The organism is Polaromonas sp. CT11-55 (genome assembly GCF_047303325.1).
Taxonomy (GTDB): Bacteria; Pseudomonadota; Gammaproteobacteria; order Burkholderiales; family Burkholderiaceae_C; genus Polaromonas.
In genome coordinates this window covers 77447-91300 of record NZ_JBKBEX010000008.1, presented here as the reverse complement: position 1 = coordinate 91300, position 13854 = coordinate 77447, and the positions used below count along the sequence as shown (strand labels likewise).

Below are 13854 nucleotides of genomic sequence, written 5' to 3'. Positions count from 1 at the left end.
CCTGGGGGATACTCCGGGTGCCTTTTTCATTTCAGCGATCTTTCCGGAGATTCCTCCATGCTGCTTCGTATTCACCAAGCCCTCCAGCCCGGCGAACTCGCACAGGTCCGCGAGCTGATCCTGGGTGCCGACTGGGCCGACGGCCGCATCACCGCCGGCAGCCAGAGCGGCACCGTCAAGAACAACCTGCAACTGCCCGAAGAATTGCCGGCCGCCCAGCAGGCGCGCCACATCGTGTCGGTGGCCTTGGCCCGCAACCCCATGTTCGTCACCGGGGCGCTGCCCAAATCGGTCTACCCGCCGCTGTTCAACCGCTACGGTGGCGACGCCAACAACTTCGGCAACCACATCGACAATGCCGTGCGCACGCATGCGGCCACGGCGCGTCATGTGCGCACCGACATTTCCTGCACGCTGTTCCTGAGCGATCCGGCCAGCTACGACGGCGGTGAGCTGGTGGTGCAGGACACCTACGGCGAGCAGCGCATCAAATTCGAGGCCGGCGACCTGGTCATGTACCCGGGCACCTCCGTGCACCGCGTGGAGCCGGTCACGCGCGGCGAACGGCTGGCCTGCTTTTTCTGGATCGAAAGCATGGTCCGCTCCGATGCCCAGCGCCGGCTTCTGTACGAGATGGACATGGCCATTACCTCGCTGCGCCATAAAGACCTGGAACGCGCGGCCCAGGGCTCCGCCGAGAGCCCGGAGGTGGTGCGGTTAACCGGCTGCTATCACAACCTGCTGCGCATGTGGGCTGAGGTCTAAGGCGCTTCCCGGGGCATCACCCCTCTTGCGAGGGGTCTTTGGGGGCCAGGAATTCAACTGCGCGCCCCGCTCAACACTACAAAATTTATAGCATCCATTGCTCGCCGGTCTTGGGTCAGGGAGTTTTTCAAGCTGGACTATTGATGCTTGCTTGGAGGTCGGGAACGGCTTGGCGCCGAAATTAAGCCTCACAAGATTGCAAATGCGACAGATTCGCATTTATAATCGAGAGACCGATTGAATCAATCCCCAGCCAACCCCCCTCCATGATTGTTTGCGTCTGCCGCCGTATCTCCGACCGCGAAATTGCCCGCCATGCCCGCGCGGGCCTGGGCTTTGACGAAATCCAGTTCGAACTCGGCGTCGCCACCCAGTGCGGCCAATGCGAAGGCTGCGCCCGCGACGTGGTGGCGCAATGCAGCACCAGTTGCCCGACTGCCAACATCAAGCTCGCCGCCCACGCGCAGGAAGGCAGCCCATGGAACATCTTGCAACACTCACCTCAAGCCTGATTGCGGGGCTTCCTGCAAGCTTGCTTCTGGTAATAGTTTCCACGTGGTGGATTTTCCGCCGCTGATTCTGCTCAAACACCGATAGAACCGGACCGCGACACGTTCGCGGCCCTTCGCCTACCCACCATTTCCCGATGACCGCCACTTTCTCCACCGCCCCGCGCGCCCCTGCGCCGCGCCGGCCTCTGAGTCGAAATGCCGTGATCGCCCTGGTCGTGGTCGGTCTGCACATCGGCTTCATCTGGGCACTGCAAAGCGGCTTGCTGATGCGCGCAGCGGAAATCGTGGTACCCGCGGAAATCCTGACGCAATTCATCAACCCGCCCGCTCCCAAGGTGGAGCCCGTGCCCCCTACGCCGCCCACACCGGCGGTACAGAAAAAGCCCGTCGCAAAAACCCCCGTGCAACCAGCGCCGCAACCCCTGGCCATTCCCGATCCGGCGCCCTCCCCGAATGCCCCGACGGGCGTGGTCACGCCGCCGCTGCCGCCCGCGCCCGCGCCCGTGGCCGTCGCACCCGCAGCGCCGCCGGGCCCCCCAGTTGTGCAATTGCCTTCCAGCGACGCCGACTATCTGCAGAACCCGACGCCGATCTATCCCCCCCTGAGCAAGCGCTTCGGTGAACATGGCAAGGTGACTTACAAGGTATGGATTGGTGCCGACGGAAAGCCCCAGCGCGCCGAACTCGTTACATCGAGCGGCTTTTCCCGCCTAGACAAGGCCGCCTACGACGCCGTGATGAGCTGGCGCTATGTACCCGGCAAGCGAAACGGCGTTCCCGAAGCCATGCCCTTCAATGTCCCCATCAACTGGACATTAAAAGACTGAGCGAAATCTTTTTGAACCTTGGAGTATTGATTCATGAATTCCCAATTCGGCCTTGCCAACGTCTGGAGCCAGGGCGATATCGTCACCAAATCAGTGGCGGTGCTGCTATTGGCGATGTCGCTGGCCTCGTGGATGGTCATCATCATCAAGTCGCTGGACCTCATCAAGTACAAAAAGATCGCCCGTTCGGCGGAAGACTTCTGGCATAGCGAGGACTTCGCGGCCGGCCTCACCAAGCTCGGCGGCGACCCGACCAATCCCTTCCGCCAGCTGGCCCTGGAAGGCCGCGAAGCCACTCTGCATCACCGCAACACCAAGGCACACCTGCATGACGCTTTGGACGTGAGCGACTGGGTCACGCGCACACTGCGCAATACCATTGACGAATTCACCGGCAAGCTGCAGTCCGGCTTGGCCATCCTGGCTTCCGTCGGCTCGACCGCGCCCTTCGTCGGCCTGTTCGGCACCGTGTGGGGCATCTACCATGCGTTGCTGTCCATAGGCGCTGCCGGCCAGGCGACCATCGACAAGGTGGCCGGCCCCATCGGCGAATCACTGATCATGACGGCCCTGGGTCTGGCCGTGGCCATTCCCGCTGTGCTGGGCTACAACGCGCTGGTGCGCGGCAACAAGGGCGTGCTGCAAAAGCTCAACCGCTTCGCGCACGACCTGCATGCCTATTTCGTAACCGGCGCCCGCGTGAGCGCCGGCGGCCAGGCCAACGTCGTGGCCATGAAAAAGGCCTGAGCAACCATCCAACCCCCCGCGACCTGAAACGCGGCCCCCCCCTATTTAGCGACCGGGAAGCATCATGGCCTTTGGAACCCAAGACGACAGCGACGACGTGATGAACGAGATCAACATGACGCCCATGGTGGACATCATGCTGGTACTGCTCATCATTTTCATCATCACGGTCCCCGTGATGAAACACTCCGTCAACATCGACCTGCCGCGCGCCTCCAACGAAGCGCAGAACATCAAGCCTGAAACGGTGCGCCTGAGCGTGGACGCCGAAGGCAGCTATTTTCTCAACGAAACCAAGATCACCGATGAACAGCTGGCCACCCAGCTCAAGACCGCGGCAGCCCAGAACCCGCAACCCGAGTTGCACATCCGTGGCGACAAATCGGTTCGCTATGAACGCGTGGCGCAGGCCATGGCGGCCGCGCAACAAGCCGGCCTGCGCAAAATCGGCTTTATCACCGAACCCAAGAACTGATCAAAACCGATCAAGGCCCACCGCCCTGAACCTCGCGGCAGGCCTTTTCCTTTGACACAAAAAGAAAACACTTCGCAGGCCAAACTCGCTTGACTTTCAAATGAGAATGGTTATCATTAACTCAACGAAACCCAAACAGGTTTAAACCATGTCCATCGCATTGCCCCCCTCCAACACCTTGAGCCTTCCTGCCCGCGCCCCCGTGCACACAGAGACCGCTTCGGGCGGCCAGGGCAGTCCTGCGGCCACGGTCAGCAGCACGGAAATCCTGCGCGGACAAAAGGCCGTGGAAATCAACCACAACGGCGCCACCTACCGGCTCCAAGCCACACGCCTTGGCAAACTGATCTTGACCAAATAAGGTCTACGCGGGTTTCAGCACAGTTTTTCATCAAGAGTTTCATCGTGGGGCGATCCGGGGCTACCAAGCTCCCAAGGTCGTTTTTAGCCAGCCATAGACTCCCTGGAGTTGTTTAGCCAGGCTTTTTTTCCTGATGCTCTTGGCTAACGCCAACAAAAAAAGCCGACCACCAGGTCGGCTTTTTTCATGCCCGCAGCAAGCGGGTTCTAGAGGCCGATGGCGGCCATGCCTGCGCGCGCGATCTGCGCGTCTTCGCTGGACTTCACGCCGCTCACGCCCACAGCACCGATGCATTGGCCGTCCTTCATGATCGGCACGCCGCCTTCCAGCATCCCCTGAAGGTAAGGTGCCGACAGGAAAGACATGCGGCCGCCGTTGATGACGTCTTCGTAAATCTTGCTGTCACGGCGGCCCATGGCGGCGGTGTTGGCCTTGGCGGGCGCAAGGTGCGAGGAAATCGGCGGCGCACCGTCCAGGCGCTGCAGGTGCAGCAGATGGCCGCCGTCGTCAACGATGGCGATGGTCACGGCCCAGTTGTTCTTGAGGGCTTCAGCCTCGGCGGCCGCGGCGATGGTTTTAACGTCTGCGAATTCAAGCACTGCTTTTGATTTCATGGTTTTCAGGATTTTCCGTTGATGGCAAAGATACCGAGCATACGCAAATTCGAGGCCGTCCTTCGGACCCATTGCTGCCAAATTAGCTTATAGAACCCTTACAAAAAGTAGGGAGTGCGGACTGGAAAAACGGCAATGCACCCTAAAATAATCTTGCCCGCATTTGCTGGCGCCCTGGAGACGACTCTCATGACTGACAATGTTCAAACCCTCGACTATGGCGTTGCCACAAGCGTCGAGCAACGCAACAAGGTCCTGCGCAACACCTATTGGTTGCTGGCCCTGAGCCTGTTGCCCACCGTGCTGGGCGCGTGGCTGGGCGTGGCGACCGGCATCACCCGTTCGTTGACAGGCGGATTGGGCCTGATTGTGTTCCTGGGTGGTGCATTCGGTTTTATCTTTGCCATTGAGAAGACCAAGAACTCGGCGGCCGGGGTGCCCGTGCTGCTGGGCTTTACCTTCTTCATGGGCCTGATGCTCTCTCGCCTGATTGCCATGGTGCTGGGCTTCAGCAATGGCTCCTCGCTGGTGATGACGGCTTTTGCCGGCACGGCCGGCGTGATGTTCGTGATGGCCAGCCTCGCCACCGTCATCAAGCGGGACCTGAGCGGCATGAGCAAATGGCTTTTTGCCGGCGCCCTGGTCATCCTGGTGGCGGCCGTCATCAACGTGTTTGTCGGCTCCACCATGCTGATGGCGGTGATCAGCACCCTGGCCATCGCGGTGTTCAGCGCCTATTTGCTGTATGACCTGAAACAGGTGATCGACGGCGGCGAAACCAACTACATCAGCGCCACCCTGGCCATTTACCTGGACCTGTTCAATATCTTCCAGAGCCTGCTGGCCCTGCTGGGAATCTTCGGCGGCGACAGCGACTAAAAACTCCCGCCCCGAAAAAAGGAGCCTCCTGGGCTCCTTTTTTTATGCCCGCTCGAACACCGCAATGGACTCCACATGCGCCGTGTGCGGAAACATGTTGACCACGCCGGCCGCCGTGCAGCGCCAGGCGCCACCAGCCACCAGAACACCCGCATCGCGCGCCAGGGTGGCCGGGTTGCAGCTCACGTAAACGATGCGCCTGGGCGGCGCCCAGCCGTCCAGGGCCAGGCTTTGCTGGTGCTCGCCGTCGTCACAGGGAACGCCGCTCGCAATCTGCTGCTCCAGGGCGGCCAGGGACTTGAACAACTCGAACGCCCCTTCGCGCGGCGGGTCCACCAGCCATTTGTCGGCGGCACCATCCTTGACCAGCATGGCCGGGGTCATTTCAAACAGGTTGCGCGCCACAAACCGGGTCGGGGCCAACGCCCGGCGCACGGCAGACGCTGCCCGGTTTCTTTCAAAGTTTTCACGGGACCGGGCCACCAACACTTCGCTGCCCTCGATGCCCAGCACCTCCCGGGCCCGTGTCGCCAGCGGCAGCGTGAAGTTGCCCAGGCCGCAAAACCAGTCAATCACCCGCTCATCCGGCCGCACGGCCAGCAGGCGCAGGGCGCGCGACACCAGCGCCTGGTTGATCTCCGGATTGACCTGGGTGAAGTCGGTCGGCTTGAAAGGCATGGTGATGCCGAATTCGGGCAGGCCGTAGCTCAGTTGCTGCGTCGCATCGTCCAGCAGCATCACCGTCTCCAGCCCGCCGGGCTGCAGCCACCACTGCAGGCCCGGGCGGGCGGCGGCAAAGGCGCGCAAGCGTGCCAGGTCGCCCGCGCTGAGCGGTTCCATATGGCGCAGCACCATGGCGGTGACGTTGTCGCCGCAGGCCAGCTCGATCTGCGGCAGGGCTTCTTTCGCGTCCATGCCGCCAATCAGCTCACGCAGCGGCACCAGCATGTCGCTGACATGGCGGGGCAGCACGTGGCATTCGACCATGTCGGCCACGTAGCTGCTTTTGCGCTCATGGAAACCTACCAGCACTGTTCCTTTTTTGCGCACATAGCGCACCGACAGCCGCGCGCGATAACGGTAGCCCCAGGCCGGACCTTCAATCGGGCGCAGCAGGTTGTCCGCCCTAAGCTTGCCGATGTGGCGGAGGTTGTCCTCCAGCACTCGCTGCTTCACGGCCACCTGCGCGCCCGCGTGCAGGTGCTGCATCTTGCAGCCGCCGCAGGCGCCGGTGTGCATACCGAAGTGCGGGCAGGCCGGGCGCACGCGCTGGGACGATTCGCGGTGGATGGCCATCACCACGGCTTTTTCAAAGCTGTTCTTCTTGCGGTAGACATTGGCCGTCACCTGCTCGAAAGGCAATGCACCCTCGATGAACACCACCTTGCCGTCGGCCCTGTGGGCGATGCCCTGGGCGTCGATGTCGAGCGACTCGACCTCCAGCAGGTCAGGCGGATAGTCCGCAGCAGCGGTGGGCTTGGCAATAGGGCTTTCTTCTGTCATGCGCCAATTGTCTCAGGCTGCGGTACCATTTTCCGGAGCATCCAAAGGAATGAGGCATGGAAGTTCGCATCTGCATCGACGTTGATGACATGGAGCGCGCCGTAGCGTTCTACACCCAGGGACTGGGGCTGTGGGTTGGCCGCCGCTTCAAGAGCGATTTTGTGGAAATCCTGGGCGCTGGCAGCCCCATAGACCTGCTCTTCAACGCGCCGGGTACCAGGCCCGTCAGCGGCAGCGAAGGCGTGCGCAATTACAACCGGCACTGGACGCCGGTTCACCTGGATTTTGTGGTGGAAGACATCGATGTCGCCGTGGCACAGCTGCAGCGCTACGGCGCGGTGCTGGAGATGCCGGTGGCTGACCGTGCCTGGGGGCGCATCGCCGGGCTGGCCGACCCTTTCGGCCACGGGCTGGAGCTGTTGGAGTTCAGGGGCCGCGGCTACGACGAGATCGTGAGTCCTCGCTGAGGAGCCCAAAAGGCGGGCAAAGAAAAAGGAGCCGGGCAGCCGCCTGGCTCCTTTTGCCTGAATGGGGCGCGTTTATTTGGCGGGCAGGTATTTGGCCGGGTCCACCGGTTTGCCCTGGCGGCGAATCTCAAAATGCAGTTTCACGCGATCCGCGTCGCTGTTGCCCATTTCGGCGATCTTCTGGCCCTTCTTGACGTTCTGGTCTTCCTTCACCAACAGCGTCTGGTTGTGCGCATAGGCCGTGAGGAAAGTGTTGTTGTGCTTGAGGATGACCAGGTTGCCGTAGCCGCGCAAGCCGGCGCCCGCGTACACCACACGCCCGTCGGCGGAGGCCACGACCGCATCGCCAGCCTTGCCGGAAATATCGAGGCCCTTGTTTTTGGCTTCGTCAAAGCCCGCCACCATGGGGCCCTGCGCTGGCCAGATCCAGGCGATGTCTTCATCACCACCTGTCGGTGCCGGGCTGGCATTGGCAGGCGCGGATGCGGGTTTGGCGGCGCTGGCGGCCTGCGCCGGTGCCGTGCTCGACGCAGGGGCCGAACCCGGCGACACCGGACGGGTCACGACCAGGGGATTCTCATTGGTCGGCGGCACGACGCGCAGCACCTGTCCCACTTCAATGATGTTGGGGTTTTCAAGGTTGTTCCAGCGCACGATGTCGCGCCAGTTCTGGCCGTTCTCCAGGCCGATGCGGATCATGGTGTCGCCGGGCTTAACCGTGTAGTAACCGGGCTTGCCGGCGTTCTCAAAGCCGGGCAGTTGCTTGACACTGCCGGGATCCACAGCGCCCGGTGTTGGGCGCGCCCCGAAGGTTCCACGGTCTTCCACCGGCGCGTTGGTGGGGGAACGAGAAGCACAACCTGCCATGAGCAGCACGGCTGCAAGCATGCAAGACAGGCCCAGCCTGCCAGGCACGGAGCGGATGGCAGGCAGAGTGGCTATCCTGTTCGACCTTACGGTTTGATTCATTGTTTCTTTCGTCTTCAATCTTGGCTGACTTGCCTGAGCCACAAGGCCCGAAGGGCGCGTCTGGTTTATCGGACTTATTTCTTCATGATGCCGGCCTGCGCCTCTATGGACGCCTCGGCCTTAGCTTGTCCCCGATTTTAAAGGCACAAAGTGAACGGCTTCCAGCAAGGTCTGCCGCACGCCCTGGGGGGTTTTGTCCAGCACCACCAGTGCTTGCGCGCCGCCGGCGGTTTGCATGGGCGCCACCAGGCGGCCACCCACGGCCAGCTGGTCTATCCAGGCCGCGGGGATGGCCTCACCGCCCGCTGCCGCAATGATGGCCGCATAAGGCGCGCCTTTGGCATAGCCCATCATGCCATCCCCAAAGAGCAGGTGCAGATTGGGCAGGCGTAAAGTCCGCAGGTTCTCCCTGGCTTTGTCATGCAGGCCGCGCAGCCGCTCTATGCTGTAGACCTCCGTGGCCAGGTGGCTGAGCACTGCGGCCTGGTAGCCGCAGCCGGTGCCGATCTCCAGCACCCGGCCTAATTTTCCCGCACCACCCCCCGCCCCGTGGCGCAGCAACTCAAGCATGCGGGCCACCACATTGGGCTTGGAGATGGTCTGGCCCAGGCCTATCGGCAGGCTGGTGTCTTCGTAGGCCTGGTTGACAAGCGCGGAGTCGACAAAGCGGTGCCGCTCCACCAGGCCCATGGCGGCCAGTACCTGCGTGTCGCTGACGCCCTGCGCCGCGAGCTTGGCCACCATGCGCGCGCGCACAGCCTGCGAGTCCAGGCCGACACCGCCCGGCCGCGCGGGAGAGACGCTGGGTGCGGCCTTCCTCGCCACGTTGGCGCCCGCAGGCACCGCGGGACGGGCACTGGCCGCGCCCAATCGGGTTGCCGATGGGACACCGGCATCGGGTTTCAGGCGCACCGGAAAGGACGGGCGCGGCGTGGCTTCCGCTGCCTTGGAAGCGGGCTTGGCAACCACGGGATTGAAAGGCGGCTTGAGGCTGGATTTCATACGTCAGGCCTTCAGCGCGTCTCGCTCAACCGGGCGGCGGTCTGGGCCCAATAAGGCAGGCGCTCGTGGTCGGTCAGGTCTACCTGCAGCGGCGTGATGGAGACAAACTTCTGGCTGGTCGCGTAGAAGTCGGTGCCCTCACCGGCTTCCTTCGCGGGGCCAGCGCCGCCTATCCAGTACATGGTTTCGCCGCGCGGACTGGTCTGCATAATGACGCGCTCGGCCGCGTGGCGGCGCCCCAGGCGGCAGACTTTCATGCCGCGGATTTCGTTATCGGGCAAGTTGGGAATATTCACGTTCAGCAGCCATGGCGGCACCGTGGGCTCCGTGCCTTCGGTCACATTTTCCAGCGAGGGGATCAGTTGCCGCACCAGCTCAGCCGCGCGCCTGGCCGCGACATCGATATGGGCCCAGCCCTTTTCAGTCTGCGAAAAGGCAATGGACGGGATGCCGAACAGGTAGCCCTCCATGGCCGCGCCCACCGTGCCGGAGTAAATCGTGTCGTCGCCCATGTTGGCACCATTGTTGATGCCGGACACCACCAGGTCGGGCCGGTAGCCCAGCAGGCCGGTCAGCGCGATGTGGACGCAGTCGGCGGGCGTGCCGTTGATGTAGCGAAAACCGTTGGCCGCCGTCTGCACATACATCGGCGAGTGCAGGGTCAGCGCGTTGGATTTGGCGCTGTTGTTCTGCTCGGGCGCTACCACCTCGACATCCGCAACGGTTTTAAGCGCTTCGTAGAGGGCGATGATGCCGGAAGCCTGGTAACCGTCGTCGTTGCAGATGAGAATTTTCATGGGGTGATTTTACGGTCACGGCCGTGACAGCCCGGACCTCTTTGGGACTGGCGGGCGCCCCTGCTTTGCCTATGATGCAGTCAAGGCGCCGCCCTCCGCGTTTTCCGCTCCTTCAAGCGTGCCGCCGCCTTCAGACCCTCACCTCATCGGAGACATCTCATGCAAGCCTGGCTTTGTGAAAATCCCACCGGCGTAGACGCCCTGACCTGGAAAGAGCTGCCCACACCGCAACCCAAAGCCGGCGAAGTCCTGATTGAAATCAAGGCGGCCAGCCTGAACTTCCCCGACCTGCTGATCGTGCAGAACAAATACCAGATGAAGCCGCCTCTGCCCTTTGTACCGGGCTCCGAGTACGCCGGCATCGTCCAGGCCGTGGGGGAAGGCGTCAAGCACCTCCAAGTCGGGCAAAACGTGGCCTGCCTCTCGGGCACCGGCGGCTTCGGCACGCACACCATCGCGCCGGCAGCCCTGTGCATGCCGCTGCCCCCGGGCTTTTCTTATGTGGACGCCGCAGCCTTCATCATGATTTACGCCACCTCCTGGCATGCGCTGATGGACCGCGCACAGCTCAAGGCAGGTGAAACCGTGCTGGTGCTGGGCGCCGCGGGCGGCGTGGGCACCGCCGCGATCCAGATCGCCAAGGCAGCCGGCGCACGCGTGATCGCAGCCGCCTCCACCGACGAAAAATGCGCGCTCTGCACCTCCATAGGCGCGGATGCCACCATCAACTACAGCACCAAAAATTTGCGCGACGAAATCAAGGCACTGACCGAAGGCAAGGGACCGGACGTGATTTATGACCCCGTGGGCGGCGACTTCGCCGAGCCGGCCTTTCGCTCCATCGCCTGGCGCGGCCGGTATTTGGTCGTAGGCTTCGCCTCAGGCCCCATTCCCGCCCTGCCGCTGAACCTGACGCTGCTCAAGGGCGCCTCCATCGTGGGCGTGTTCTGGGGCGACTTTGCCAAACGCGAGCCCAAGGCCAATGCCGCCATGATGGCCGAATTGGCGGGATGGTACGCACAGGGCAAGATCAAGCCGGTGATAGACCGCACCATGCCCATGGCCGAGCTCAAGGCCGCCTATGCCCACATGGGTTCGCGCGGCGTCAAGGGCAAGCTGGTGATGGTCAACTGACCTTTCCGAAAGTGCGGCAGTCCCGCAGAGGTACAGCCCCTGGCTAGTTGTTGGTCACGTTCCCGACGCTGCAGGCAGCCTTGACGATGCGCGCATTGGGATCGTCGTCACTGTCCTTGAAGATCATCGGGCGTATATCGTCCCCGGCATAGGTGGTGATCCGGAAAGGCTCTCCGCGAAAATCCGGCTGGGCATAAAAAGCCGCCTTCACATAACGGGCGATCTGCTGGGTGCAGTCGATCTGCACCTCGGTCACCACCGAACGGAACTGGAGGGCCTCGCCGGCGGGGGCCCACTGAGTCGCACGGTTGATGCGCACCGGAATGAGCCGCAGGTCATCCTTGACTTCGATGGCAGCCACGTTGACCTGGACGTAGTGGCTCGCGGAATTGGCGGGATCACCGGTGATGGTCAGCCAGGTATCGGCCGCAGCATGCACGCCGGCCGACCCCAGCGCCGCAGCCAGAAAAACGGCCGGCAAGCAGATCAAGCACTGTCTGGCCGAGGCGAAATGATCCAATGTCTGAAGCAAGGCGTTCCTGTCCTGAAAGACGGCTCTCCGGAAATTGTGAGAAAACCGGGCGGGAGGGGCTGAAGTGGCGGGCACACAGCTTGAAACAGCTGCCAGCATCTGTATCTTGCCGCACACAGTCGGGATCCGCGTTTCGAATTGTGACCGCGGCAAGCCCAAGGAAAAAATCCCGCGTACCAAATGGCACGCGGGATTTCAGATACTGGGGTGGCTGATGGGGCTCGAACCCACGACAACAGGAATCACAATCCTGGACTCTACCAACTGAGCTACAGCCACCGGAGCCCTGCATTATAGCGGCAAAGCTGCCGCTTCTTTATTGGGTCACAACTTCTTCCGCATTTGCCTTGGCCGGGACAGGCTTGGGAACGAGGATTTCCGCCTTGAAACGGTCTTTCAGGCTGTTGTAATACGCCAGGCTTTCAGCCGACGTCCACCACTGCGCATACTGGTCGCGCTGCTGTTTGGCGGCGGCTTCAACCGGCGCGTCGCGGGGAACCACCTTCTCGACCTTGACGATGGCGTAGCCCTGGCTTCCCAGGTCGACGCCCGCAAAAGCCGGCAGGGTGCTGACATCGGCGCGCAGCGCGGCATCGATCACCGGGACGGGCAGCTTTTGCGTCTGTTCGCGAGACACCACGACCGGCGCAGCCAAGCCCGTTGCCGATGCGGGAGCGGCCTTCCATGCGGCCAGCTTGGCCACGCCTTCCTTGCGAGCTTCTTCCGCAGCGCGCTGGGCCAGCCAGCGCTGGCGCACGGTGTCCTTGACTTCGGCCAAGGGGCGGGTGTGCGCGGGGGCGTATTGCACGATGCGACCCGAGGCCAACTGGTTCGGCCCCACTTCAACGGCTTCGGTGTTGCGTTTTTTCTCGATCGCGTCCGGGGCAAACAGGGCATTGAGGAATTTAGCGTTCGCCAACACGCCGGTCGCGCCAACCTGGGGCTGGCGCGTCACATTGGCCGCCGACTTGATCTCCAGCTTCAGCTTGTCTGCCGCCGGCTTAAGGCTCTCGGCCTGCTCATACACAGCGTTGGTAAAGATATCGGCCGATTCAGCGAACTTCTTCTGGGCTTCCTGCTTTTTCATGGCGGCCTCAAGTTCCGGGCGCAGCTCTTCAAAGCTGCGTTGCTTGACGTCCGTCAGCTTGATGATGTGGTAACCAAATTCGGACTCGACGACGTCGCTGATCTCGCCTTTTTTCATGGAAAAAACGGCATCCTCAAAAGGCTTGACCATGGAGCCGCGCGCGAAAAAGTCCAGGTCGCCGCCCTTGACCGCCGAGCCGGGGTCCTGAGAATTCTTGCGCGCCACGTCGGCGAAGGTGTCAGGGGATTTTTTGACCAGGGCCAGCAGTTCCTGCGCTTTCGCCTTGGCTTTTTCGCGGTCGGCCGCGGGGGCGGACTTCGGTGATGCGATCAGGATGTGGCTGGCTCGCCGCTCGCCCTCAAAGCGAGGAAGATTCTGCTCGTAATAGGTTTTCAGGTCGCCCGGGTTGACGGCGATGCCTTTGCCCACGCCATCCATGTCCAGCAGTACATATTCAATGCTGGCCTGCTCAGGCGCCTGGAAGAGTTTTTCGTTGGCCTTGTAATACTGCTCCAGGTCGGCGTCCGTCGGATTCAGCTTGGCGACGAAGTCGGCGGCATTGAAGCGGGCCAGCTGGATTTCACGCTTTTCAAAGTAGGCGTTCAGCGAAATGTCGGCGGCCGAACTGGAAGCAAAACCGCTGGCGCCCAGACCCGCCAGCACCTGGCGGTTCGACAGGTCGGTGCGCACATTGGCTTCGAACATCTCTGGGCTCATGCCCTGGGCTGCCAGCAGCTGGCGATAGCGCTCCATGTCGAGGCTGCCATCCGGGCGGCGCAGGGAGGCGATTTCGGGGCTTTGCTGCAGCTCGCGCGCCAGGCGCTCGTTGCTCGTGGTGAGCTTGAACTTCTCGGCCGCCGCAGCCACAACGCGTTCGCGTACCAGCCGCTCCAGGGACGCGTAGCGCGCCTCGGGTGAGTCGAGCAGCTTGGGGTCCAGGTTGGGCATGGAGTTGCGGAGTTGGTCCATTTCACGCTGGTGCGCACGATCCCATTCCGACTGCATGATGTCCTTGCCGTCCACCCGGGCCACCTTTGCGGTCTGGTCCTTGGACTTGTTATAGCCATCAAGGCCCAATAGCACGAAGGACGGAAGAATCAGCAAAAACAGCAGCACCATGACAATTTTGGTGTGCTTGCGAACGAAATCAAACATCTCGAATTTCCTGTACGACTGCTAACGG

At 62.3% G+C, this 13854-nt stretch carries 16 protein-coding genes and 1 tRNA gene; 9 read left to right on the top strand and 8 right to left on the bottom strand.

What is annotated here, in order from left to right; genetic code table 11:
* Positions 1–57 precede the first annotated feature (57 nt).
* The 6 genes from ACEN8I_RS10130 (at position 58) to ACEN8I_RS10105 (ending at position 3687) form a co-directional block, all read left to right on the top strand.
* On the top strand, positions 58–765 hold the full coding sequence (locus tag ACEN8I_RS10130) for a Fe2+-dependent dioxygenase (protein ID WP_413328268.1): 708 nt from the start codon (positions 58–60) through the stop codon (positions 763–765).
* Between the two features lie 266 nt (positions 766–1031).
* A complete protein-coding gene (locus ACEN8I_RS10125; RefSeq protein WP_413328267.1) occupies positions 1032–1277 on the top strand; it encodes a bacterioferritin-associated ferredoxin in 246 nt (81 codons plus the stop codon).
* A gap of 134 nt (positions 1278–1411) precedes the next feature.
* The gene (locus tag ACEN8I_RS10120) at positions 1412–2104 is read left to right on the top strand and encodes an energy transducer TonB (RefSeq protein ID WP_413328266.1); all 693 of its coding nucleotides are present in this window, start codon (positions 1412–1414) and stop codon (positions 2102–2104) included.
* A 33-nt stretch (positions 2105–2137) separates the two neighbouring features.
* Positions 2138–2851, top strand: a complete 714-nt coding sequence (locus tag ACEN8I_RS10115; RefSeq protein WP_413328265.1) for a MotA/TolQ/ExbB proton channel family protein — start codon at positions 2138–2140, stop codon at positions 2849–2851.
* Between the two features lie 64 nt (positions 2852–2915).
* Positions 2916–3326, top strand: coding sequence for an ExbD/TolR family protein (locus tag ACEN8I_RS10110; protein ID WP_413328264.1), 411 nt, complete (start codon positions 2916–2918; stop codon positions 3324–3326).
* A gap of 148 nt (positions 3327–3474) precedes the next feature.
* Entirely contained in the window at positions 3475–3687 is a 213-nt protein-coding gene (locus ACEN8I_RS10105; protein ID WP_413328263.1) for a hemin uptake protein HemP, read from the top strand.
* A 206-nt stretch (positions 3688–3893) separates the two neighbouring features.
* Here the strand turns inward: ACEN8I_RS10105 and ACEN8I_RS10100 are convergent, their stop codons facing one another.
* Positions 3894–4301: a GlcG/HbpS family heme-binding protein gene (locus ACEN8I_RS10100; protein WP_413328261.1), complete on the bottom strand. Its 408-nt coding sequence runs from the start codon at positions 4299–4301 to the stop codon at positions 3894–3896.
* Positions 4302–4490: 189 nt separating this feature from the next.
* On the opposite strand from ACEN8I_RS10100, the gene ACEN8I_RS10095 reads away from it, so the two are divergent.
* Complete coding sequence (locus ACEN8I_RS10095) at positions 4491–5180, top strand: Bax inhibitor-1/YccA family protein (RefSeq protein ID WP_413328260.1); 690 nt, start codon at positions 4491–4493, stop codon at positions 5178–5180.
* 42 nt (positions 5181–5222) lie between these two features.
* Here the strand turns inward: ACEN8I_RS10095 and rlmD are convergent, their stop codons facing one another.
* Positions 5223–6683 carry a 23S rRNA (uracil(1939)-C(5))-methyltransferase RlmD gene (rlmD, locus tag ACEN8I_RS10090; RefSeq protein WP_413328259.1) on the bottom strand — a complete coding sequence of 487 codons (1461 nt, stop codon included), beginning with the start codon at positions 6681–6683 and terminating at the stop codon, positions 5223–5225.
* A gap of 56 nt (positions 6684–6739) precedes the next feature.
* Here rlmD and ACEN8I_RS10085 point away from each other — a divergent pair, with 56 nt between their 5' ends.
* Positions 6740–7150, top strand: coding sequence for a VOC family protein (locus ACEN8I_RS10085; protein WP_413328258.1), 411 nt, complete (start codon positions 6740–6742; stop codon positions 7148–7150).
* A gap of 72 nt (positions 7151–7222) precedes the next feature.
* Here the strand turns inward: ACEN8I_RS10085 and ACEN8I_RS10080 are convergent, their stop codons facing one another.
* The 3 genes from ACEN8I_RS10080 to surE all read right to left on the bottom strand — a co-directional run bounded on the left by ACEN8I_RS10080 (position 7223) and on the right by surE (position 9918).
* Complete coding sequence (locus ACEN8I_RS10080) at positions 7223–8038, bottom strand: peptidoglycan DD-metalloendopeptidase family protein (protein ID WP_413328257.1); 816 nt, start codon at positions 8036–8038, stop codon at positions 7223–7225.
* Between the two features lie 201 nt (positions 8039–8239).
* Positions 8240–9121 (bottom strand): protein-L-isoaspartate(D-aspartate) O-methyltransferase, encoded by an 882-nt coding sequence (locus ACEN8I_RS10075; RefSeq protein WP_413328256.1) that lies wholly within the window; start codon positions 9119–9121, stop codon positions 8240–8242.
* A gap of 11 nt (positions 9122–9132) precedes the next feature.
* Positions 9133–9918, bottom strand: coding sequence for a 5'/3'-nucleotidase SurE (surE, locus tag ACEN8I_RS10070; protein ID WP_413328255.1), 786 nt, complete (start codon positions 9916–9918; stop codon positions 9133–9135).
* Between the two features lie 159 nt (positions 9919–10077).
* Here surE and ACEN8I_RS10065 point away from each other — a divergent pair, with 159 nt between their 5' ends.
* Positions 10078–11052, top strand: a complete 975-nt coding sequence (locus ACEN8I_RS10065) for an NADPH:quinone oxidoreductase family protein (protein WP_413328253.1) — start codon at positions 10078–10080, stop codon at positions 11050–11052.
* A gap of 43 nt (positions 11053–11095) precedes the next feature.
* Here ACEN8I_RS10065 and ACEN8I_RS10060 read toward each other — a convergent pair whose 3' ends face one another.
* The 3 genes from ACEN8I_RS10060 to ACEN8I_RS10050 all read right to left on the bottom strand — a co-directional run bounded on the left by ACEN8I_RS10060 (position 11096) and on the right by ACEN8I_RS10050 (position 13826).
* Positions 11096–11533: a surface-adhesin E family protein gene (locus ACEN8I_RS10060; protein ID WP_413328252.1), complete on the bottom strand. Its 438-nt coding sequence runs from the start codon at positions 11531–11533 to the stop codon at positions 11096–11098.
* A 254-nt stretch (positions 11534–11787) separates the two neighbouring features.
* Positions 11788–11863: transfer RNA gene (locus ACEN8I_RS10055), tRNA-His, on the bottom strand.
* Between the two features lie 37 nt (positions 11864–11900).
* The gene (locus tag ACEN8I_RS10050; RefSeq protein WP_413328251.1) at positions 11901–13826 is read right to left on the bottom strand and encodes a SurA N-terminal domain-containing protein; all 1926 of its coding nucleotides are present in this window, start codon (positions 13824–13826) and stop codon (positions 11901–11903) included.
* Positions 13827–13854 lie beyond the last annotated feature (28 nt).

What these genes read in the sequence shown, in the direction of transcription:
- ACEN8I_RS10050 (WP_413328251.1), bottom strand. Translation starts at nt 13,826, where the DNA reads ATGTTTGATTTCGTTCGCAAGCACACCAAAATTGTCATGGTGCTGCTG.
- rlmD (WP_413328259.1), bottom strand. Translation starts at nt 6,683, where the DNA reads ATGACAGAAGAAAGCCCTATTGCCAAGCCCACCGCTGCTGCGGACTAT.
- ACEN8I_RS10125 (WP_413328267.1), top strand. Translation starts at nt 1,032, where the DNA reads ATGATTGTTTGCGTCTGCCGCCGTATCTCCGACCGCGAAATTGCCCGC.
- ACEN8I_RS10110 (WP_413328264.1), top strand. Translation starts at nt 2,916, where the DNA reads ATGGCCTTTGGAACCCAAGACGACAGCGACGACGTGATGAACGAGATC.
- ACEN8I_RS10105 (WP_413328263.1), top strand. Translation starts at nt 3,475, where the DNA reads ATGTCCATCGCATTGCCCCCCTCCAACACCTTGAGCCTTCCTGCCCGC.
- ACEN8I_RS10075 (WP_413328256.1), bottom strand. Translation starts at nt 9,121, where the DNA reads ATGAAATCCAGCCTCAAGCCGCCTTTCAATCCCGTGGTTGCCAAGCCC.
- ACEN8I_RS10100 (WP_413328261.1), bottom strand. Translation starts at nt 4,301, where the DNA reads ATGAAATCAAAAGCAGTGCTTGAATTCGCAGACGTTAAAACCATCGCC.
- ACEN8I_RS10080 (WP_413328257.1), bottom strand. Translation starts at nt 8,038, where the DNA reads ATGCTTGCAGCCGTGCTGCTCATGGCAGGTTGTGCTTCTCGTTCCCCC.
- ACEN8I_RS10085 (WP_413328258.1), top strand. Translation starts at nt 6,740, where the DNA reads ATGGAAGTTCGCATCTGCATCGACGTTGATGACATGGAGCGCGCCGTA.
- ACEN8I_RS10130 (WP_413328268.1), top strand. Translation starts at nt 58, where the DNA reads ATGCTGCTTCGTATTCACCAAGCCCTCCAGCCCGGCGAACTCGCACAG.
- surE (WP_413328255.1), bottom strand. Translation starts at nt 9,918, where the DNA reads ATGAAAATTCTCATCTGCAACGACGACGGTTACCAGGCTTCCGGCATC.
- ACEN8I_RS10115 (WP_413328265.1), top strand. Translation starts at nt 2,138, where the DNA reads ATGAATTCCCAATTCGGCCTTGCCAACGTCTGGAGCCAGGGCGATATC.
- ACEN8I_RS10095 (WP_413328260.1), top strand. Translation starts at nt 4,491, where the DNA reads ATGACTGACAATGTTCAAACCCTCGACTATGGCGTTGCCACAAGCGTC.
- ACEN8I_RS10065 (WP_413328253.1), top strand. Translation starts at nt 10,078, where the DNA reads ATGCAAGCCTGGCTTTGTGAAAATCCCACCGGCGTAGACGCCCTGACC.
- ACEN8I_RS10120 (WP_413328266.1), top strand. Translation starts at nt 1,412, where the DNA reads ATGACCGCCACTTTCTCCACCGCCCCGCGCGCCCCTGCGCCGCGCCGG.